General features: G+C 56.5%; 21 protein-coding genes. All 21 read left to right on the top strand.

All coding sequences use genetic code 11. The annotated features are described in order from the left end of the window. The first annotated feature begins 213 nt into the window (after positions 1 to 213). The 21 genes from Q7F15_RS11350 (at position 214) to scpB (ending at position 19,280) form a co-directional block, all read left to right on the top strand. Positions 214 to 1,146, top strand: coding sequence for an ABC transporter permease (locus Q7F15_RS11350; RefSeq protein WP_171565563.1), 933 nt, complete (start codon positions 214 to 216; stop codon positions 1,144 to 1,146). Positions 1,147 to 1,152: 6 nt separating this feature from the next. Next, the gene (locus tag Q7F15_RS11345; RefSeq protein WP_171565562.1) at positions 1,153 to 2,067 is read left to right on the top strand and encodes an ABC transporter permease; all 915 of its coding nucleotides are present in this window, start codon (positions 1,153 to 1,155) and stop codon (positions 2,065 to 2,067) included. 14 nt (positions 2,068 to 2,081) lie between these two features. Then, complete coding sequence (locus Q7F15_RS11340) at positions 2,082 to 3,077, top strand: ABC transporter ATP-binding protein (RefSeq protein ID WP_171565561.1); 996 nt, start codon at positions 2,082 to 2,084, stop codon at positions 3,075 to 3,077. Positions 3,078 to 3,092: 15 nt separating this feature from the next. Further along, positions 3,093 to 4,052 carry an ABC transporter ATP-binding protein gene (locus Q7F15_RS11335; RefSeq protein ID WP_171565560.1) on the top strand — a complete coding sequence of 320 codons (960 nt, stop codon included), beginning with the start codon at positions 3,093 to 3,095 and terminating at the stop codon, positions 4,050 to 4,052. Between the two features lie 188 nt (positions 4,053 to 4,240). Further along, positions 4,241 to 6,334 (top strand): methyl-accepting chemotaxis protein, encoded by a 2,094-nt coding sequence (locus tag Q7F15_RS11330; RefSeq protein WP_230076867.1) that lies wholly within the window; start codon positions 4,241 to 4,243, stop codon positions 6,332 to 6,334. A 183-nt stretch (positions 6,335 to 6,517) separates the two neighbouring features. Continuing rightward, on the top strand, positions 6,518 to 7,708 hold the full coding sequence (locus Q7F15_RS11325) for a D-alanyl-D-alanine carboxypeptidase family protein (RefSeq protein WP_171565559.1): 1,191 nt from the start codon (positions 6,518 to 6,520) through the stop codon (positions 7,706 to 7,708). Between the two features lie 149 nt (positions 7,709 to 7,857). Further along, entirely contained in the window at positions 7,858 to 8,208 is a 351-nt protein-coding gene (spoIIAA, locus tag Q7F15_RS11320; protein ID WP_171565558.1) for an anti-sigma F factor antagonist, read from the top strand. Between the two features lies 1 nt (position 8,209). After that, positions 8,210 to 8,656: an anti-sigma F factor gene (gene spoIIAB / locus Q7F15_RS11315; protein WP_171565557.1), complete on the top strand. Its 447-nt coding sequence runs from the start codon at positions 8,210 to 8,212 to the stop codon at positions 8,654 to 8,656. Positions 8,657 to 8,667: 11 nt separating this feature from the next. Continuing rightward, positions 8,668 to 9,423 carry an RNA polymerase sporulation sigma factor SigF gene (gene sigF / locus Q7F15_RS11310; RefSeq protein WP_171565556.1) on the top strand — a complete coding sequence of 252 codons (756 nt, stop codon included), beginning with the start codon at positions 8,668 to 8,670 and terminating at the stop codon, positions 9,421 to 9,423. Between the two features lie 473 nt (positions 9,424 to 9,896). Next, the gene (locus Q7F15_RS11305; protein WP_171565555.1) at positions 9,897 to 10,511 is read left to right on the top strand and encodes a stage V sporulation protein AA; all 615 of its coding nucleotides are present in this window, start codon (positions 9,897 to 9,899) and stop codon (positions 10,509 to 10,511) included. Next, positions 10,508 to 10,927: a stage V sporulation protein AB gene (locus tag Q7F15_RS11300; protein WP_171565554.1), complete on the top strand. Its 420-nt coding sequence runs from the start codon at positions 10,508 to 10,510 to the stop codon at positions 10,925 to 10,927. Before Q7F15_RS11305 ends, Q7F15_RS11300 begins: the two co-directional genes overlap by 4 nt. A gap of 128 nt (positions 10,928 to 11,055) precedes the next feature. Then, complete coding sequence (gene spoVAC, locus Q7F15_RS11295; RefSeq protein WP_171565553.1) at positions 11,056 to 11,535, top strand: stage V sporulation protein AC; 480 nt, start codon at positions 11,056 to 11,058, stop codon at positions 11,533 to 11,535. 13 nt (positions 11,536 to 11,548) lie between these two features. Further along, a complete protein-coding gene (spoVAD, locus tag Q7F15_RS11290) occupies positions 11,549 to 12,577 on the top strand; it encodes a stage V sporulation protein AD (RefSeq protein ID WP_171565552.1) in 1,029 nt (342 codons plus the stop codon). Then, positions 12,577 to 12,927, top strand: coding sequence for a stage V sporulation protein AE (gene spoVAE, locus Q7F15_RS11285; protein ID WP_171565551.1), 351 nt, complete (start codon positions 12,577 to 12,579; stop codon positions 12,925 to 12,927). Before spoVAD ends, spoVAE begins: the two co-directional genes overlap by 1 nt. A gap of 29 nt (positions 12,928 to 12,956) precedes the next feature. Then, on the top strand, positions 12,957 to 13,598 hold the full coding sequence (gene spoVAEA / locus Q7F15_RS11280; RefSeq protein WP_171565550.1) for a stage V sporulation protein SpoVABEA: 642 nt from the start codon (positions 12,957 to 12,959) through the stop codon (positions 13,596 to 13,598). Next, positions 13,525 to 14,997 (top strand): spore germination protein, encoded by a 1,473-nt coding sequence (locus Q7F15_RS11275; RefSeq protein ID WP_171565549.1) that lies wholly within the window; start codon positions 13,525 to 13,527, stop codon positions 14,995 to 14,997. Before spoVAEA ends, Q7F15_RS11275 begins: the two co-directional genes overlap by 74 nt. 189 nt (positions 14,998 to 15,186) lie before the next feature. Continuing rightward, entirely contained in the window at positions 15,187 to 16,509 is a 1,323-nt protein-coding gene (gene lysA / locus Q7F15_RS11270) for a diaminopimelate decarboxylase (protein ID WP_304414377.1), read from the top strand. 86 nt (positions 16,510 to 16,595) lie between these two features. Then, positions 16,596 to 17,030, top strand: a complete 435-nt coding sequence (locus Q7F15_RS11265) for a peptidylprolyl isomerase (protein WP_029099542.1) — start codon at positions 16,596 to 16,598, stop codon at positions 17,028 to 17,030. A gap of 208 nt (positions 17,031 to 17,238) precedes the next feature. Continuing rightward, a complete protein-coding gene (locus tag Q7F15_RS11260; protein ID WP_171565547.1) occupies positions 17,239 to 17,913 on the top strand; it encodes a site-2 protease family protein in 675 nt (224 codons plus the stop codon). A 25-nt stretch (positions 17,914 to 17,938) separates the two neighbouring features. Continuing rightward, positions 17,939 to 18,706: a segregation/condensation protein A gene (locus Q7F15_RS11255; RefSeq protein WP_212132038.1), complete on the top strand. Its 768-nt coding sequence runs from the start codon at positions 17,939 to 17,941 to the stop codon at positions 18,704 to 18,706. After that, on the top strand, positions 18,696 to 19,280 hold the full coding sequence (gene scpB, locus Q7F15_RS11250) for an SMC-Scp complex subunit ScpB (protein WP_171565545.1): 585 nt from the start codon (positions 18,696 to 18,698) through the stop codon (positions 19,278 to 19,280). The genes Q7F15_RS11255 and scpB overlap by 11 nt, the downstream gene beginning before the upstream one ends. The last annotated feature ends 49 nt before the right edge of the window (positions 19,281 to 19,329 follow it).

The following is a 19,329-nucleotide window of genomic DNA, read 5'->3' as shown; positions in this document are numbered from 1 at the left end:
TAAGGTATATGGAACCCCATATACCTTATCTTTTGCGGACTGGTTGCAAGAGACAGACGGCAGTACGCCGATAGAGAGAGAATAAGAGCAAGAGATCTGCCACAAGGGTTATTTGCACAGCCGATTTTTGCACTGCTTTCCGTGGGAACGCAGTGCAAAGATGGGTCGTGAAAGCAACAACACCATCATTCAATGCATAAGGGGGTAAGTTTTTTGATCCGTTATCTTGGCAAGCGTATCTTTTTTATGCTGCTCTCGCTATTCCTGATCATAACGGCCACCTTCTTCATCATGAAAGCGGTTCCGGGTGGTCCGTTTACGTCCGAAAAAAACGTTCCGGACGAAATTCGCGCCGCGCTGGAGGCCAAATACAAGCTGAATCTGCCGCTGCATGAGCAGTATCTCGATTATCTGATAGGCATCCTCAAATGGGATTTGGGGCCGTCATTTGCCGAAAAGTCCTCCACGGTAAATGAAATCATTAACCGCGGGTTCCCCGTATCTGCCCATCTGGGTGCGCAAGCCCTGCTGATTGCCATCTTTGGAGGCATCACGCTGGGTGTCATTGCGGCGTTGAAGCACAACAAATGGCAGGACTATACTGCCATGGTTCTCGCTGTGCTCGGATTGTCTGTTCCCAGCTTTATTCTTGCTTCATTTTTACAATACTTCTTTGCAATGAAAATGGGCTGGTTTCCCATTGCGAAGTGGGAAGGATTTGAGTATACGATTCTGCCTTCTCTTGCGTTGGCTGCCATGCCGATGGCGTTTATCGCACGCCTCACCCGCTCCAATATGCTGGAAGTGATGAGTCAGGACTACATCAAGACGGCAAAAGCCAAAGGCCTCAACACGGTTACGATTACCGTCAAGCACGCGATTCGCAACGCTCTCCTGCCTGTCATTACTTACCTGGGTCCGCTTGTTGCCAACATTTTGACGGGTGCGTTTGTCATCGAGCGCATTTTCGGGGTGCCCGGACTGGGACGCGAGTTTGTCATGTCCATCACGAACCGCGACTACACGGTCATCATGGGAACGACAGTGTTCTACTCGATTATCCTCGTCACGGCGGTTTTGCTGGTAGACATCGCGTACACTCTGATTGACCCGAGGATCAAACTGAGTGACACAGGAAGGGAGTAATGTTTCATGCAACTGACGAAAGAGCATTTCGAGCCCATATCCGTCGATTTTCGCCAGGCGGAGGAAATCAAGCGTCCCAGCCTCTCTTTCTGGGCTGACGTCTGGCGCCGGCTGAAAATGAACAAGGTGGCCATGGCCTCCCTGATCTTTATCCTGATCCTGGTCGCCTGTGCCATTTTTATCCCGATTTTCAGTTCCCATGACTACAGGACGACTGAACTTACAGGCAAGAACCAGCCGCCGTCGGCTGAGCACTGGTTTGGGACGGATGACTTGGGCCGTGACGTTTTCGTCCGCGTCTGGTACGGCGCACGCATCTCGCTGGAAGTAGGGTTTGCTGCAGCCATCATCGACTTGATTATCGGGATGATCTGGGGCGGTATCGCCGGTTTCTACGGGGGCAAAGTGGATGAAATCATGATGCGTATTGCCGATATTTTGTACGCAATTCCATACCTGCTCGTGGTGATTTTGCTCATGGTGGTGATGGAGCAGGGGGTTGGCACCATCATCATCGCTCTGACCATTACCGGTTGGATCGGGATGGCGCGGATTGTCCGCGGCCAAATTATCCAATTGAAGGCGCAAGAGTTTGTCCTGGCAGCTCGCTCCCTTGGTGCGGATAACAGCCGTCTGATTTTCAAACACCTGATCCCCAACGCGCTGGGGCCGATCATTGTAACGTTGAGTCTGACCGTACCGAACGCGATCTTTGCGGAGTCGTTCCTTTCCTTCATTGGATTGGGCGTTTCTGCTCCGGTCGCATCGTGGGGCACAATGTCGTCCGAAGGCTTGTCGGCCATGAGATACTACCCCTGGCGGCTGATGTTCCCGGCTCTCTTCATCTCCATAACAATGCTGGCATTCAACCTGTTCGGTGACGGTCTGCGCGACGCCGTAGACCCACGCTTGCGCAAATAGGAGGGATCATCACAATGGAACGCATTCTTGAAGTAAAAGACCTGCATGTCTCCTTCCACACGTACGCGGGGGAAGTAAAAGCGGTACGCGGCGTGAACTTTTACGTCAACAAGGGAGAAGCAGTCGCGATTGTAGGGGAGTCCGGCTGCGGCAAGTCCGTGACGGCACAAACCCTGATGAAGCTGATTCCGATGCCGCCGGGTGAAATCAAAAAAGGGGAAATCATCTTCAACGGCGAGAACATCGTCAATAAGTCAAACAAAGAGATGGAAGCGATTCGCGGCAAGGATATCGGGATGATCTTCCAGGACCCGATGACCTCGCTGAACCCGACACTGACTGTGGGCAACCAGATCATGGAAGGGTTGATCAAGCATCAAAAGATGACGCGTGCCGATGCCCGTGCGCGTGCCATCGAACTCTTGAACATGGTCGGCATCCCGCAGCCGGAAAAACGCGTCGACCAGTATCCGCACGAATTTTCCGGCGGGATGCGGCAGCGTGCCATGATTGCCATTGCGCTCGCCTGCTCGCCCAAGCTGTTGATTGCGGATGAGCCGACCACCGCGCTGGACGTGACGATTCAGGCGCAGATTTTGGACCTGATGAAAGAACTGCAGAAAAAGACAGGCACGTCGATCATCCTGATCACGCACGACCTGGGTGTCGTGGCGGAAATGTGCGACCGCGTCATCGTCATGTACGCTGGAAAGGTGATCGAAACGGGAACGGTCGACGACATCTTCTACAATCCGCAGCATCCGTACACCAAAGGGCTGCTGCGCTCCGTTCCGCGCCTGGACCTGAATCGCGACGAGCCGCTTACGCCGATTTTCGGCACTCCGCCGGACCTGCTTCGTCCTCCTGTCGGCTGCGGATTTACTGCCCGCTGCGAATCAGCCATGCGCGTCTGCCAGGAGTACGATCCTGAATTGAAAGATATCAGCTCGACACAACGCGCCGCCTGCTGGCTGCAGCACCCGCTGGCGCAGAACCGCGCAGGATCGTAAGAGGAGGGGTAACCAGTGGAGAAACGCGATACACTCATTGAAGTACGCAATCTGAAGAAATTTTTCAAGATCGGTGACAATACCCTGAAAGCCGTAAACGATCTGACCTTTGAGATCAAGCGCGGCGAAACGCTTGGCGTGGTAGGGGAGTCTGGCTGCGGCAAATCCACGGCGGGCCGTACCATTCTTCGATTGTACGAGCCTACTGCAGGCGAAGTCCTGTTTGAAGGTCAAGATGTGATGAAACTGAACCATCAGGAAATGAAAGCAATGCGCCGCAAGATGCAGATGATTTTCCAGGACCCGTACGCGTCGCTCAACCCGCGGATGACGGTGGGCGACATCATCGGCGAGGCGCTTGACATTCACGGCCTGGCGACCGGCCAGAAGCGCAAGGAACGAATTCAAGAGCTGTTGTCGCTGGTCAGCCTGAACCCGGAACACATGAACCGCTTCCCACACGAATTCTCCGGCGGTCAGCGCCAGCGGATCGGGATCGCCCGCGCATTGGCGGTCGAGCCGAAGTTTATTGTTTGCGACGAGCCGATCTCCGCGCTGGACGTGTCGGTACAGGCGCAGGTGGTCAACCTGCTGCAGCAGCTGCAGGAAAAGATGGGCCTGACCTACATGTTCATCGCCCACGACCTGTCGATGGTGAAGTACATTTCCGATCGCGTCGCCGTCATGTACCTTGGCAAAATGGTGGAGCTGGCCGAGAGTGAGAAGCTCTATGAAAAACCGCTCCATCCCTACACCCAGGCACTGCTTTCGGCCATCCCGATTCCGGACCCGGAAGTGGAGCGGAAACGGGAGCGCATCGTCCTGCAGGGCGACGTGCCCAGCCCGATGAATCCGCCGAGCGGCTGCCATTTCCGCACCCGCTGCCCGAAGGCGATGCCGGAATGCGCCGCTGCCGAGCCGGTGTGGAAAGAGGTGGAACCGGGCCATTTCGCGGCCTGCCATTTATACAACTAGAAACGCAAGGACAGGCATTCCCGATCAATCCGATTGGGAATCCTTCCTTTCTTGACAACACGGTACATGTGGCCTCTGCGAAACGACTGGGTATCTTCACCTGATATCTGTTCGCAGAGGCTTTTTTCATTGCTGCCGGCCTGGCATATTATGGAGCTTCTGATTGGAAAAAAGGGGGCTGTTGGCTCATGAAAAAACTGCGACTGCCGCATTTTCGGGACATGCGTCTGCGAGGAGTGCGCAAGGAAACATTGCCGAGTTGGCTGCGGAATACGCCCCGGGTGCTGGAGTCGTTCAAGGGACAGCTCCAGGGTTCGCTTGCCACCAAAATGATTGCGTTTGGCATTGTTCTTGTTTTGGTCATTATCGGTTCTCTTCAATTTATAGCGCTGTCCCTGTCCAAGTCGACGCTGATCGGGATCACGTCCACCCAGGCGAAAATGCTGGCGGAACAGCATGCCGCCAGCATGGAGGACTGGATCGTGGAAATGATGGACTCTGCACGGGAGACGGCGTCTAAGCGCGTGATGATGACGGAGATGGAGCCGCTGATTAAGGAGCAGTTCCAACTGCTGCGGCAAAGCCACAAGGAGATTGCGAAAATCTACCTGGTGGATACGGCCAGCGGAAAAGCGCTGTACTCGCTAACGGGGCGGGTTGAGACGGATTTCAGGCAGAAGAAGTTCGTTCAACAGGTCGTGTCGACAGAGGCCCCAGTCGTCTCGGATGAAGAGATCGTGCTGGGCGGTGACAGAAGCTATCTCTACATCGCCACACCGGTCGGCGAGAAAAACAAGGATACCTCTCGCGTGCTGGTAGTCGGCTTTACGATTGAGCCGATCATCAACAAGGTAGAGGCGATTCCGTTCATGCAGAACGGGTATGCGTTTGTGGTCCGGCCGGACGGGCTGGTCATTGCTCACCGCGACCCCGGGCAAAACGGAAAGCTTTCCCTTGCCGAAAACGGCGACTACGAGGAGATGCTCGAGTTGGCAGGACAAAAGCAAAGCAGCAGCTTGTTGTATGAAGCAGACGGGCTGGACTCCTTTGCGGCACTGGCGCCTATCCCGTCGATCGGCTGGAGTGTCGTCCTGACTACGGGCATCGACGAGGTGTACGGAGACGTAAACGGTATGGGGCTTTACTTCGCCCTCATCAGCCTGCCTGCCATTGCCCTGTCGTCCATGCTGATCTGGTGGTTCGCCAAGCGCATCCGCAGGTCGCTGTACGCGATCGCCAAGGACATGGAGCGCATCGGTTCCGGCCGGTTTGACGTGGAGATCGAGGTCAAAGGCAGCGACGAACTGGCCATGGTGGGCCGAAAAATGAACGAAATGGTGGCGGAACTGCGCACGCTGATCTCGCTCGTGCAGGGACAAGCCGCCCGTTTGAACGACGCCGCCGACGAGTTGTCGGCCTTCGCCCAGCAAAACAAAGGGGCGATTCAGCTGATCACGGACAACGTCTCCACCATTTCCGAGCGGGTCGCCCTGCAAACGGGTGAAGTGGCGGCTGCCGTCCGTACCGTGTCGGAGATTTCGCAAGGGGTGGAACAAGTGGCAGTAGCGGCGGAATCGACGACGCTGGCCACGACACGCACCTTCGAGCGGGCTTCGGACGGATTGGAACTGGTGGAAAATGTCATCTCCACCGTCCGGCACGCGACCGGTGAAGTGGAGCAGACGGCCCGTCAGATGCATGGCCTACGAGACCGGGCCCGCCAGATTACCAGCATCGTGGAGATGATCAGAAACATCGCCGCGCAGACCAACCTGCTGGCGCTCAATGCGACAATCGAGGCTGCCCGCGCCGGCGAAGCGGGACGCGGTTTTGCCGTCGTCGCCAGCGAAGTCCGCAAGCTGGCGGAAGAGAGCAGTGCCTTCTCTGAACACATCGCCTCCATTGCCCATTCAATCAACAACGACGCGATGGGGATGAGCAGCCATATGGACGAGATCGTCGCGATGGTCAACAATGGACTTCAGTCCGTAGAGTCAGTGGGTGTTGCCTTCCAGCACATCGTCGCCGACATTCAATCGGCGGCGGAACAGAGCGAAGCGATGTCGGCCGCGTCAGAAGAGATGGCCGCCGGCAACCAGGTGGTTACCAGCTCGATGCACCGGCTCTCCGCCATGTCAGATGAGATCAATCAGTCGCTTGGCGGCGTCGTGGAAACGGTCGACGAACAGCTGAACGCCATTGCGCGGATCAGTGAAAATGTGGAACAACTGAAATCACTGGCGGATGAATTGTCCAACAACGTTCGCAAGTTTGTGATCTGAATGCGGTCCCCTTTCGCCCGGGCGAAGGGGGCTTTTCTTTAGCAAAAATGGGAAAGGTAGTGGTGGGAGCTGCCTGTCCCGTGTGAAGCGTTTCGCTCTCGGAAATCCGCTGTTGCCTTCCATGTGAATATTTTCCTGTTTGATTGGTCAGAATAAAACCATGAATGGAGGGAAGGGAATGCTATGAAAAGGACGCTGAATCTGGGTCTGTCTGTGCTCATCACATGTGTTGCTTTCTTTTCTCCAATGGCGGCGGCAGCCAATGAAAAACCCGCCCCCGATCAAAAGGAGATGAATTTCGCGCCGCACGCGACGTCCGCCATCTTGATGGAAGCGGATACGGGCACCGTTCTGTTCGAGAAAAACGCGCATGAAAAACTGCCTCCGGCCAGCATCACCAAAGTGATGACGCTGCTGCTGATCATGGAAGCGCTGGATCGAGGCGAGATCAAGCTGACCGACAAGGTTCGCACCAGCGAACGGGCGGCGTCGATGGGGGGCTCACAAATCTTTTTGCAGCCCGGAGAAGAAATGACCGTCGAAGACATGATCAAGGGTATCGCAATCGCGTCCGGCAATGACGCCTCTGTCGCCATGGCCGAGCATCTGGCCGGCACAGAAGAGGCATTCGTGGCCCGGATGAACGAGCGGGCCAAGCAGCTCGGCATGAAGAATACCCATTTTGTGAATTCCAACGGTCTGCCGGCCCCCAATCATTACTCCTCGGCGATGGACATTGCGATTATGTCCCGCGAGCTGTTAAAACACGAACTGATTACCAAATATACCGGGACCTATCAGGACTATTTGCGAAAAGACACGGACAATCCGTTCTGGCTGGTCAACACCAACCGCCTCGTCCGGTTTTACGAAGGGGTGGACGGGCTGAAGACAGGTTACACCAGCGAAGCGAAATACTGCCTGACGGCAACTGCCAAGCGCAACAACATGCGGGTGATCGCCGTCGTGATGGGAGAACCCGATACCAAGACGCGCAATGCGGAAGTGGCCACGCTGTTCACCTACGCGTTTACCCACTTCCAGGTGCAGCCGGTCTATAAAAAGGGAGAAGTGGTGCAGCCGATCACCGTGGACAAGGGAAAGCTGCCGCAGGTCAATGTCATTACACCGCAAGCGGTCAGTCTGCTGATGAAGCGGGGCGAATCGCCTGATCACTACACCAGGGAGGTCGTCCTGAATCAGACGGTAAATGCGCCCATCAGCAAAGACCAGGTTGTCGGTCACATCTTCATCCGAAACAAGGAAGGCAAAGAAGTAAGCCGTATTGATCTCTATCCGGAGCAATCGATAGAGAAGGCAGGCATGTGGGAGATTCTCAAGCGAACCACAAAACACGTCTTGATTGGCTATTGAACTGTCAGCACGATCGCGAAAAGAATCGAGTTGCCACGAATGTGACCTTCGGCTGCTCGATTTTTTTGTTCTTTTGTCGCATGGCAGGAAATGGAACACGCCGGACAGAAAAGAGAGAGAACTACGGGATGAAGGAGAGTGTGTCAGCCATGAGTCTACGCATCGCCACGGAGACCAAGCAGGACGTGCTGGTCGTCCGTTTGCAGGGAGAACTGGATCACCACACGGCGGAAGAGTTGCGCAGCACGGTGGATGGGATTCTGCGCAATACGCATATACGCCACATCGTACTCAGTCTGGCCGATTTGGCGTTCATGGACAGCTCTGGCATCGGAGTCATTCTCGGCCGTTACAAGCAAATATCTGCCCGCTCCGGCGAAATGGTCGTATGTTCGATCAATCCGACCATCTACCGGATTTTTGAGATGTCAGGCCTGTTCAAGGTGATCAAGTTCCGCGAAAGCGAAGCGGAAGCGCTGCATGTACTGGGGGTGGCGTAAGATGACCACGCGCAATTTCATGACGGTCTCGTTTGCTGCCCTGAGCCAAAACGAAGCGTTTGCCCGTGTGGCCGTCGCATCGTTCATCTCGCAATGGGATGTGACGGTCGAAGAGTTGGAAGAGATCAAAACGGTTGTGTCCGAGGCTGTTACCAACGCGATCATTCACGGGTACGAGGAAAACGCTGAAGGCGTGGTCCGCATCTCTGTCAGCATCGAAGACGGCCTGGTCGATCTGCTGGTAGAAGACCAGGGCAAAGGCATCGAGGACGTCGATCTGGCCATGCAGCCGCTCTACACCAGCAAGCCGGAACTGGAACGCTCCGGAATGGGCTTTACGATCATGGAAAATTTCATGGACACACTGGAGGTGGTGACCGCCGTCGGAAAAGGAACCACCGTTCGCCTGACCAAACGCCTTTCGTGTGCCAAAGCCTTGCAAAATTAGGGGTAGTGCCAATGGGTGCCGATATCAAAAATGCCAGTCAGCCTTTTCTGACCAATGATCAAGTGAAGGAATTGATTGCCAAGAGCCAGAAGGGAGATGCTGAAGCCCGCGAGCTGCTCGTCAACAGCAACATCCGGCTGGTGTGGTCGGTCGTCCAGCGCTTTATCAACCGCGGCTACGAGGCGGACGACCTGTTCCAGATTGGATGCATCGGCTTGCTGAAGGCCGTGGACAAGTTTGACCTGGCGTACGACGTCAAATTTTCCACCTACGCCGTGCCGATGATCATCGGGGAAATTCAGCGGTTTTTGCGCGACGACGGGACGGTCAAGGTGAGCCGCTCTCTCAAGGAGACGGCCAACAAGGTGCGGCGGGCAAAAGACGAGCTGTATAAAACGTACGGCCGGGCGCCGACCATTTCGGAAGTGGCGGAGGCTGTGGGCATTACGCCGGAAGAGGTGGTGCTGGCTCAGGAAGCGAGCAGGGCGCCGTCGTCGATTCACGAGACGGTGTTTGAAAACGACGGTGATCCGATTACGCTGATTGACCAGATTGCCGATGAAGGCGTCAACCGATGGTTTGAAAAAATTGCGCTGAAGGACGCTATCAGCCGGCTGAACGAGCGGGAGCAGCTGATCGTCTATCTGCGCTACTACAAGGATCAGACCCAATCGGAAGTGGCAGAGCGGCTGGGCATCTCGCAAGTGCAGGTGTCGCGGCTGGAGAAGCGCATCTTGCAAACAATCAGGGACCAGATTGAGCAGTAAGCTCGTCTGGTCTCAGCGTGTAGACAAAGTTCGCGGCGCATGGGAGATCGGGCCCGCTCGCTCGCTTGACGCCCAGCACAGAAGCGGATGAAGTCCGCTCCAAAACGAGACGCGGGCAGGGGACAAACATCTGGGTATTTCGATGAAGTGAGACTTGTGTCCCCTGTTGATTCCCGCGTCTTCGTTTTTTTCGCTGAGTCGGTCGTCAAAGGAGCTCGCTTGGCCCATCCCGCCATGCGATGCCCATTGTCTTCCGCTTCGGTTGATGAATAGGCAGGCCTTTTGGCCTGGAAATCATTTTTTGTGGACGTTAACTCAATGAACCGTTTGTCTTCAGTCTGGGACTAGATTGAGCAGTAAGCTCGTCTGGTCTTTTTTTATGCGCGATAAAGTGTGAGGCTGCAACTGCATGATAGGACCGGCAAACGGCGCATACTAGCGAAAGATCGGCAGGGCACAAAGGAGGGGTGGACGTGCAAGAACCTTTGTATCTGCGACTGCGAAAACGGCTGTCTGTCAAACCGCAGGCGGTGATCACCCTGGGAGACATCTGCCAGCTCTACTGGGACGGGGAACGGGAGAAGGCATTAGCGAGAATGCCTGTCTATCGCGTGCAGCCGGAAGACGGCGATCTAATCATCATCGACATCATGCAGGTGATTCGCAAGATCCGGACCGCCTACCCGGAAACCCCGCTGGAGATTCAGGGAGCGGCGCAAATCATCGTGGAAGTGCTCAACCCGCGGAAACGGCCCAAGCTGGTGCTGGTAGCCGCAGTATGGCTGCTGCTGTTTGTCGGGTCGGGTCTGGCGATCATGAACTTTCATACGGACGTGAGCATGCTGCAGGTTCATCAGCGGATCCACTACCTGATCACCGGGCAGGCGAGCGAGCAGCCGCTGTGGCTGCAAATCCCCTATTCGATCGGAATCGGACTGGGGATGATCCTGTTTTTTAATCATTTGTTTAAAAAACGGATTACAGAAGAGCCCAGTCCGCTGGAAGTGGAGTTGTTCATGTATCAGCAAAGCCTGGATCAGTATTACATCCAGCACGAAAACAAGGAAAACGAGCGGACCAAGACATGAACGTCTGGCACTATCTGCTGCTGGTGCTGATCGGACTGGGAGGGGGAGTGGCCGTCGGCAGCGGATTCGTCGCCTTTATCACCGTGCTGGACATCATTCCGCGGCTGGCGCAGCTGACCAATGCCAAGCGCTACATTCAGGCGCTGGAATGGGCGCTCGTGGCCGGTGCCCTATTTTTTACCTTGGCTGACTTTTTTCAATGGGTGGCGCGTCTGCCGCTGGTGATCACTTCCCTGTACGGCATCATCGCCGGCGTGTTCGTGGGCATGCTGGCGGCGGGATTGACCGAGGTGCTGAACGTGTTTCCGATCTTGGCGAAAAGGCTGAACGTGGACGATAAGCTGATTGTCCTGCTGATGGCGATGGTGTTCGGAAAGATTGGCGGTTCACTGCTGCAGTGGCTGTTTCACTTGTAATCGCGCACTATGATGGAAAACACATCCATTCATAGAAGTGAATCGTAATTGGAATCATATGGATATGCCATATGCATGCGGTCAGGAGTGGCAGCACTGCACTTATGAATCAATAAGGAGTGATCAAGGTGGGGACCAAGACGAAAACGTCCAATTCGATGCCCATGACGAAGCAACTGTATCAGCAACAGGCGGCCAAATACCAGCCAAAGCGAAACGTCCTGCTCAATTCGCTGCGCGCCTTTTGGGTAGGCGGGACGATCTGCCTCTTGGGACAAATCTTGCAGAACATGTATATCAGCTTTTTCGGATTTACCGAAAAAACAGCAAGCAATCCGACCGTGGCCACCCTGATTTTTTTGTCCGTGCTGCTGACCGGCCTGGGCATCTACGACAACATCGGCCAGTATGCGGGAGCCGGCTCTGCAGTGCCGGTAACCGGGTTTGCCAATTCGATCGCCTCTGCCGCGATTGAGCATCGCAGCGAGGGATATGTGCTGGGGGTCGGCGGCAACATGTTCAAGCTGGCCGGTTCCGTCATCGTGTTTGGCGTGGTGGCCGCCTTTGTCGCGGGCATCTTGAAGACACTCTGGAAGATGTTCACGTAAGGGGGGACGTATCGTGGGCAGCCAAGCAGGGGAATTCCGGGTTAGCCGGCAAACCTGGCAGTTCACCAGGGACGTGCGGCTTGTGTCTTCGGCGACTGCGGTCGGCCCCAAGGAAGGGGAAGGGCCGCTAGGGACCTATTTTGACAAGGTATACGACGACATGTATGCCGGCCAGGATTGCTGGGAGGATGCAGAGCGTCAATTGATGGAGGATGCGGTGCAGCTTGCTCTGGACAAGGCGGGGCTGACCGAACAGGATGTCGACGTGATCATCGCCGGTGACCTTTTAAACCAAAACATTACGACCAACTTCACGGCAGAGCAGCTGGTCATCCCGCTCATGGGCATGTACGGCGCTTGTTCCACCTCCATGCTCACTCTGGCGAACGCGGCAGCGCTGGTGAACGCCGGCTACGTCAACCGGGCGATTGCCGCCTGCAGCAGCCACAACGCGACAGCCGAGCGTCAATACCGCTATCCGACCGAGTACGGCGGACAAAAGCCTCCGTCTGCCCAGTGGACCGTGACGGGAGCGGGGGCGGGACTGGTCGGTATCGGCGGAAACGGGCCGCGTATTACCTATGCGACCATCGGCAAAGTGGTGGACATGGGAGTGAAGGACCCGTTTGACATGGGGTCGGCGATGGCGCCCGCTGCCGTCTCTACCTTGCAGACTCATTTCACCGACACCGGCCGAACTCCGCGCGATTACGATTTGATCGTCACGGGTGACCTGGCATCGGTCGGGTATCCAATCGTCAAGGAATGGATGCAGCGGGAAGGGTATGACATGGAAGGCGTATACAACGACTGCGGCTTAATGGTGTACTCACCCGAACAGGAGGTGTTCGCGGGCGGCAGCGGCTGTGCCAGCAGTGCCGTGGTCACCTACGGCTACATCGTCGACCAGCTGAACAAAGGGCTGCTGAAAAAAGTGCTGGTGTGTGCCACCGGCGCGTTGTTAAGCCCGGTCAGCTACCAGCAGGGCAATTCCATCCCGTGCATCGCCCACGCCGTGGCGTTGGAAGGAGGAGAAGCGTAATGGAATACCTCATCGCATTCGTGGTGGGCGGATTGATCTGCGTCGTGGGCCAACTGCTCATGGACGTCGCCAAACTGACTCCCGCCCATGTCATGAGCACGCTGGTCGTCTCCGGTGTCGTTCTGGACTTCATCGGCGTGTACGACAAGCTGATCGACTTTGCCGGCGCCGGAGCCACTGTGCCGATCACCAGCTTTGGCCATGCGCTGTATCACGGAGCGATCAGCGAAGCGGAACAACACGGACTGATCGGCGTCATCACCGGTATATTCGAGGTTACCAGCGCCGGGATTTCTGCGGCGATCGCGTTTGGCTTTTTGGCATCACTTGTCTTCAAACCCAAAGGCTGAAATACCGATGCAGCGGGACGGTGATCCTCATGCGCGGACAACGGCGAAAAGTCATTCTGGTGACCGACGGTGATCACGTCGCGCAAAAAGCGGTAGAGGCCGTAGCACGTCAGATCGGCGGCCGCGCCATTTCCCTGTCAGCGGGAAATCCCACGCCTCTGTCCGGCAAGCAGATCGTGGAACTGATCAAAACGGCTGCCTCCGATCCGGTGCTGGTCATGTTTGACGACAACGGCGACGTCGGACGTGGCCAGGGCGAACGGGCACTCGAATACGTGGTCGGGCATCCCGATATAGAAGTCCTGGGCGCCATCGCCGTCGCCTCCAACACCAAAGGGGTGAGGGGGGCGTCAGTGAAGGTCTCGGTGGACAACCGGGAGCGGATTGTAGACGAGGCAGTGGACAAGAATGGTTTTCCCGATGACTCGCTGGAAAACCGCATCTACGGAGATACGGTTGACGTCCTCAACGAGCTGCAGGTGCCCAACATCATCGGCATCGGGGACATCGGCAAGATGCAGGGCAGGGATCACCTGCACAAGGGGTGCCCGGTCACATTGAGAGCGGTGAAATGGATACTGGAAAGGAGCGGTTCCCATGGCACAGAAAGTCGCGACGAAACGGCGCCCCATCTCGGAATTCGTGGACGAGAACAAGGAGTATCTGAATGAAAAGCTGGGGGTGGGGGTCAGTTTTGATGTGGGTGTGCACGAGTTTACCGTGGGCGGCACGCGTCTCCTGCTGTACTACATAAACGGCTTTGCCAGTTCCGACATCGTCGTTCAGGTAATGCGCGACCTGAACGATTTGCGGGAGCGGGACATGCAGTCCAACGTACTCGAACATTTGTACCACAAGTACATCCCGTTTTTTCAGCTGACCAAAGTGTCCACCACCGACGAGTTTTTGGACAAGCTCCTCGTGGGCCAGGTGGGAATTATCATCGACCGGTCGACGGAAGCGATCATTATGGACGCCAAGGAACTGCCCACGCGTCAGCCGGAAGAGCCGGATACGGAGCGAATCGTCCGCGGCGCCCACGACGGGTTTACGGAAACGCTGGTGACCAACACCGCTCTGACGCGGCGGCGGATTCGGGACGAACGGCTGCGTTTTGAAATCATGCAGATTGGGGAGCGGACCAAAACCGACGTGGCTCTCGCCTACCTGAAGGATGTGGCCAACGAGGGATTGATCCAGAAGCTGAGACAGCGTCTGCAAAATATCCAGATTGACGGTATTCCGATGGCGGAAAAAACCGTGGAGGAATTCATCATCGGCAAAACGCTGAACCCGTTTCCCCTCGTCCGCTATACGGAGCGGCCGGACGTGGCGGCGGTTCATCTGCTGGAGGGACACGTACTGATCTACGTGGACACGTCGCCGAGCGTCATGATCACGCCCGCCACCTATTTTCATCACGTCCAGCACGCCGAGGAGTATCGCCAGACCCCTGTCGTCGGTGCCTATCTGCGCTGGGTACGCTTTTTTGGAATCTTCGCCTCTGTCTTTCTGCTGCCAGTCTGGCTGCTGCTGGCGATGCACCCTTCGATGATACCGGATCAGCTTGCCTATATCGGCATTAAGAAAAAGGCGGAAATTCCGCTCTTGGGGCAGTTTGTCCTGGCGGAATTGGGACTCGATCTGATGCGGATGGCGGCGATTCACACGCCGCAGCCGCTGTCAATCGCGATGGGCTTGCTGGCGGCGATTCTGGTGGGGGAAGTAGCGATCAAGGTGGGGCTGTTCGCGCCTGAAGTGATCCTCTACCTGGCGGTGGCCGCCGTCGGCATGTTTGCCACCCCCAGTTATGAACTGGCGCAGGCCAATCGGCTTGTCCGCCTCTTCCTCATTCTGATGGTCGGCTTCTTTTCCACGGCCGGACTGATGATTGGGCTGACCGTCGTACTGGTGGGATTGGCCGCCACCCGCTCGCTGGATACCCCGTACCTCTGGCCGTTTATTCCGTTCAACTACAAGGCGATGAAGGACGTGGTGATCCGCATGGCCGTGCCGATGAAAAACAAGCGGCCGAGCATTGTCCGTTCCTCCGACTCGTCACGGCAGTAGACTGCCGGGGAATTTTCTGACAATTAAGCCCTAACCCATTGTCAAACGCACTTTATTGTAGTAAATTGAATGGTAAGCCTCGGATGCTAGGTGGTTACGGCAACTGGCCAATTGCGCTCAGTTGCCTTTATGTATAAAGACACAACGCAACCGCACGGTATGCAGCAGGAGATTGGAGAGGATTTGGGGATGTTTTTGCACGGAACCAGTCGAGTAAACGAACGGGGACATTTGGTAATAGGTGGCTGTGACGTCACGGAGCTGGCTGTCCGGTACGGGACGCCATTGTACGTGTACGATGAAGCGCTGATTCGCAGCAAATGCCGGGCGTACATGGAGGCGTTCCGCCAGTCCGGGTTCCGTTTTCAGGTCGCCTACGCAAGCAAGGCGTTTTGCACCATGGCCATGTGCAAGCTGGTGGAGGAGGAAGGACTGTCGCTCGACGTCGTCTCCGGCGGCGAATTGTACACCGCCCTGCAGGCCGGGTTTCCCGCCGAGCGGATTCACTTCCACGGCAACAATAAATCATTGGAAGAGATTACGATGGCGTTGGATGCCGGCATCGGCTGTTTCGTCGTCGACAATTTTTACGAGCTGGACATCCTCCGGCAGTTGGGCGAGGAGCGAAATGAGAAGGTGGCGGTGCTCCTGCGCGTGACGCCCGGTGTAGAGGCGCATACGCACGAATACATTTCCACCGGCCAGCAGGATTCCAAATTCGGGTTTGATGTCAAGAGCGGGCAGGCATTGGACGCGATCAAGCAGGCCCACGAAAGCGACTGGCTGAACCTGCTCGGCGTACACAGCCATATCGGCTCACAAATCTTCGAGACGGACGGCTTTATCATCGCCGTTGAGCGACTGGCAGAACTGCTTCTGGAAGCAAAAGAGCGGTTTGGCTATCTTCCGCAAGTGCTGAACGTTGGCGGCGGCTTCGGCATCCGCTATGTGGAGGGGGACACGCCGCTTCCGCCAGAGGAGTACGTCAAAGCAATCACGACAGCCGTGCGGCAGGAACTGACTGCCCGTGACATCCCGCTGCCGGAGCTGTGGATCGAACCGGGCCGCAGCATTGTCGGAGAGGCAGGCACCACGTTGTATCGCATCGGCTCTCGCAAGGAGATTCCTGACGTGCGCAAATACCTGGCCGTGGACGGCGGGATGACCGACAACCTGCGGCCGGCGCTGTACCAGGCCCAATACGAGGCGGCTGTCGCCAACCGCATGAACGAACCGGCGACGGAACAGGTCTCGATTGCGGGCAAATGCTGCGAGACGGGGGACATGCTGATCTGGGATGTTACACTGCCGCCGGCACAAGCGGGCGACATCCTGGCTGTCACCAGCACTGGCGCTTACGGCTACGCCATGGCCAACAACTACAACCGGATTCCGCGCCCTGCGGTCGTCTTTGTCAAGGACGGCGAAGCGCAGCTGGTGGTGAAGCGGGAGAGCTTCGCCGATCTGATCCGTCACGACCTGCTTCCCACATGTGCTGAAGTGCTGCGCTAAGACAGCAGCGGAAGAGATTGGACGAGGGAAGTGCAGCGTGGTAAAATGGGGGCGTTATGACTCTTCCCACGTCTGGAGGCAATAGAATGAAAAAAGCGTTGATCACCATGGAAAACGGCAACCAGATCGAGCTGGAACTGTTCGATCAGGAAGCGCCGGGAACAGTGGCCAATTTTGAAAAACTGGCAAATTCGGGATTCTACAACGGCCTGACGTTCCACCGCGTCATCCCCGGATTCGTGGCGCAGGGCGGATGCCCGTACGGCACAGGAACCGGCGGTCCGGGCTACACCATCAAGTGCGAGACCGAAGGCAATCCGCACAAGCATCTGCGCGGCTCCCTGTCGATGGCGCACGCGGGCAAGGATACGGGCGGAAGCCAGTTCTTCATCTGCTACGACTCCTTCCCCCACCTGGACGGCGTTCATACCGTTTTCGGCCGCGTGACGAAAGGCATGGAGCACGTGGATGCGATCAAGCAAGGCGACAGAATGGAAAAAGTGGAAGTGTTCGCTGAATAGCGGCAAGGGAGCATATCCGTTGCATTCATCAAATCCCCTCGCGGTGGACTGCGGGAAACGCCCAGGTGCGTACAGGGCGAAGCCGGTCTGCCGGAGGGGATTTTGTGCTGCTTGTCGATAGAGCCCCGTTCTCCCATGCACTCGGGGTTGTATCCCTCCCAGTCTGCTGGTATGCTAGAAGATAGCGATTTTTTCGGAGGAGAACGGAATGGACTTTTCGGATCTGTTTCATTTTGAGTGGGAAACGGTGCCGTTTCGCTTGATTGCGTTCGTCATCGCCTTTACGCTGCACGAGTGGGCGCACGCCTACGTGGCCTGGAAGCTGGGGGATGACACGGCCAAGCGGGAAGGGCGTCTGACGCTCAATCCGATTCCCCACATTGACCCATTCGGGCTGATTTTGATTTTGTTCGGACCGTTTGGCTGGGCCAAGCCCGTGCCGATCAATCCACTGCAATTCCGCGGCAACAAACGGCTGGGGATCGTCTACGTGTCGGCGGCCGGCCCGCTGATCAACCTCGTGCTGGCTGTTTTCTTCATGACGATCTACGGCTGGGTGATGAAGTCGTACATGTTGATGGGCATGCACGAAAAGGCTGCTATCGCCATTCATGAAACGCTGTTTAACTGCGTGCTCATCAACTGTGCGCTGTTCGTGTTCAACCTGCTGCCGATTCATCCCCTGGACGGCTCCAAAATCGTCCGGTTTCTATCGCCGCGCCGCTGGGACGGATTCTTTTACAAACTGGAGGTATACGGACCGTGGCTTCTGCTGCTGCTCATCTTCCTGCCGGCGCTGCGGGGCCTGATTCTCAATACGCCGCTGAGCATGACCATCTCGTTGGTGGCAGATGCGGCTACCGCCATCTTATCGCTGTTCTAGCCAGTGGGAAACGAGGGAGTTACTTGTGTCATACAGCATCAAACTAGATTCCTTTGAAGGCCCGCTCGACCTGCTCCTGCACCTGATCGAAAAGGCGGAGGTAGACATCTACGATATCCCGATTGCGGAGATTACCGAACAGTATCTGGCGACGATCGACACGATGCAGCAGCTTCAGCTGGATGTGGCCAGCGAATTCGTCGTGATGGCGGCCACACTGTTGTCGATCAAAAGCAAAATGCTGCTGCCGCGCAAGGAAGAGCACGTGTTTCAACCGCTGTTGGACATGGACGTGGAAGAGGCAGACCCGCGGGAAGAGCTGGTGCAGCGGCTGCTGGAGTACAAACGGTACAAGCTGTTGGCCGATCAGCTCCGCGAGATGGAGACAGGGCGCAACCAGGTGTTTACGCGTCCGGCGGAAGACTTGTCTCCCTACGTCCGCGAAGAGGAGCAGACGATCAAGGACGTCACCCTGTACGACCTGCTGAGCGCACTGGAAAAGCTGGTGAAACGGGTCAAGGAGAAAGACCCGATTGCCAAGGTGTCGCGTGATGAAATTTCCATCAAGGACAGAATGCAGGACATCCGGCAGCTTTTGCGGGTGGGCGGCGGCATGATCCGCTTTTTTCAGCTTTTTTCACCAGGGGCGTCGCGTACGGAGATCGTCACCACGTTTCTCGCCCTGTTGGAGCTGATGAAGGCCAAACACGTTACCTGCGTGCAGCACAAGCTGTTTCACGACATCATGATCTGCGAGAATACGGAGAAAGGAGCCCAAGCTGATGGACTATGACAAGCTGAAGGGCGTCATCGAGGGCTTGCTGTTCATCTCGGGCGACGAGGGCATTGACGCCAAGCAAATCAGCGAGATTGTCGAAGTGCCGGAAGATACCATCGTCGATTTGATCGAGGACATGAAAGCAGATTTTCGCCGGGCGGGACGCGGCATTCAGATCGTGGAGGTGGCCCGCGCCTACCAACTGACCACCCTGCCGGAACACGCCCCCTATTTTGAACGGCTGGCCTCGTCGCCGAGCCAGTCCACATTGTCCCAGGCGGCGCTGGAGACGCTGGCAATCATCGCGTACAAGCAGCCTATCACCCGCTCGGAAATCGAGGAGATACGCGGCGTGAAGTGCGAAAAGGCGCTGAACACGCTGCTCTCCAAACAGCTGATCCGTGAAGCGGGCCGGGCGGAAGGCGTGGGGCGGCCGATCCTCTACGCCACGACCAAGGAGTTTTTGGAACATTTCGGGCTGCGGGAATTGAGTGATCTGCCTGAGCCGCCTGTCAACCTGAACATCGAGGAAGCCCGGATGGAGGCGTCCGCCCTGTTCGGAAAAGCGGAAGAGACGACAAACGACTAGCTAGTCGCCATCGGACAGTTTCGGTACTACCAAACGACTCGTCCCCATA

This window comes from Brevibacillus aydinogluensis (genome assembly GCF_961514395.1).
GTDB lineage: Bacteria > Bacillota > Bacilli > Brevibacillales > Brevibacillaceae > Brevibacillus > Brevibacillus aydinogluensis.
The sequence above is the reverse complement of the archived record's forward strand: the minus strand, read 5'-3'. Positions and strand labels throughout refer to the sequence as shown.

Excerpts from the sequence above, each read along its gene's own strand:
- Q7F15_RS11345 (WP_171565562.1), top strand. The coding sequence starts at position 1,153 with ATGCAACTGACGAAAGAGCATTTCGAGCCCATATCCGTCGATTTTCGC.
- Q7F15_RS11340 (WP_171565561.1), top strand. The coding sequence starts at position 2,082 with ATGGAACGCATTCTTGAAGTAAAAGACCTGCATGTCTCCTTCCACACG.
- Q7F15_RS11330 (WP_230076867.1), top strand. The coding sequence starts at position 4,241 with ATGAAAAAACTGCGACTGCCGCATTTTCGGGACATGCGTCTGCGAGGA.
- Q7F15_RS11325 (WP_171565559.1), top strand. The coding sequence starts at position 6,518 with ATGAAAAGGACGCTGAATCTGGGTCTGTCTGTGCTCATCACATGTGTT.
- spoIIAA (WP_171565558.1), top strand. The coding sequence starts at position 7,858 with ATGAGTCTACGCATCGCCACGGAGACCAAGCAGGACGTGCTGGTCGTC.
- spoIIAB (WP_171565557.1), top strand. The coding sequence starts at position 8,210 with ATGACCACGCGCAATTTCATGACGGTCTCGTTTGCTGCCCTGAGCCAA.
- sigF (WP_171565556.1), top strand. The coding sequence starts at position 8,668 with ATGGGTGCCGATATCAAAAATGCCAGTCAGCCTTTTCTGACCAATGAT.
- Q7F15_RS11300 (WP_171565554.1), top strand. The coding sequence starts at position 10,508 with ATGAACGTCTGGCACTATCTGCTGCTGGTGCTGATCGGACTGGGAGGG.
- spoVAE (WP_171565551.1), top strand. The coding sequence starts at position 12,577 with ATGGAATACCTCATCGCATTCGTGGTGGGCGGATTGATCTGCGTCGTG.
- spoVAEA (WP_171565550.1), top strand. The coding sequence starts at position 12,957 with ATGCGCGGACAACGGCGAAAAGTCATTCTGGTGACCGACGGTGATCAC.
- Q7F15_RS11275 (WP_171565549.1), top strand. The coding sequence starts at position 13,525 with ATGGCACAGAAAGTCGCGACGAAACGGCGCCCCATCTCGGAATTCGTG.
- lysA (WP_304414377.1), top strand. The coding sequence starts at position 15,187 with ATGTTTTTGCACGGAACCAGTCGAGTAAACGAACGGGGACATTTGGTA.
- Q7F15_RS11265 (WP_029099542.1), top strand. The coding sequence starts at position 16,596 with ATGAAAAAAGCGTTGATCACCATGGAAAACGGCAACCAGATCGAGCTG.
- Q7F15_RS11260 (WP_171565547.1), top strand. The coding sequence starts at position 17,239 with ATGGACTTTTCGGATCTGTTTCATTTTGAGTGGGAAACGGTGCCGTTT.
- scpB (WP_171565545.1), top strand. The coding sequence starts at position 18,696 with ATGGACTATGACAAGCTGAAGGGCGTCATCGAGGGCTTGCTGTTCATC.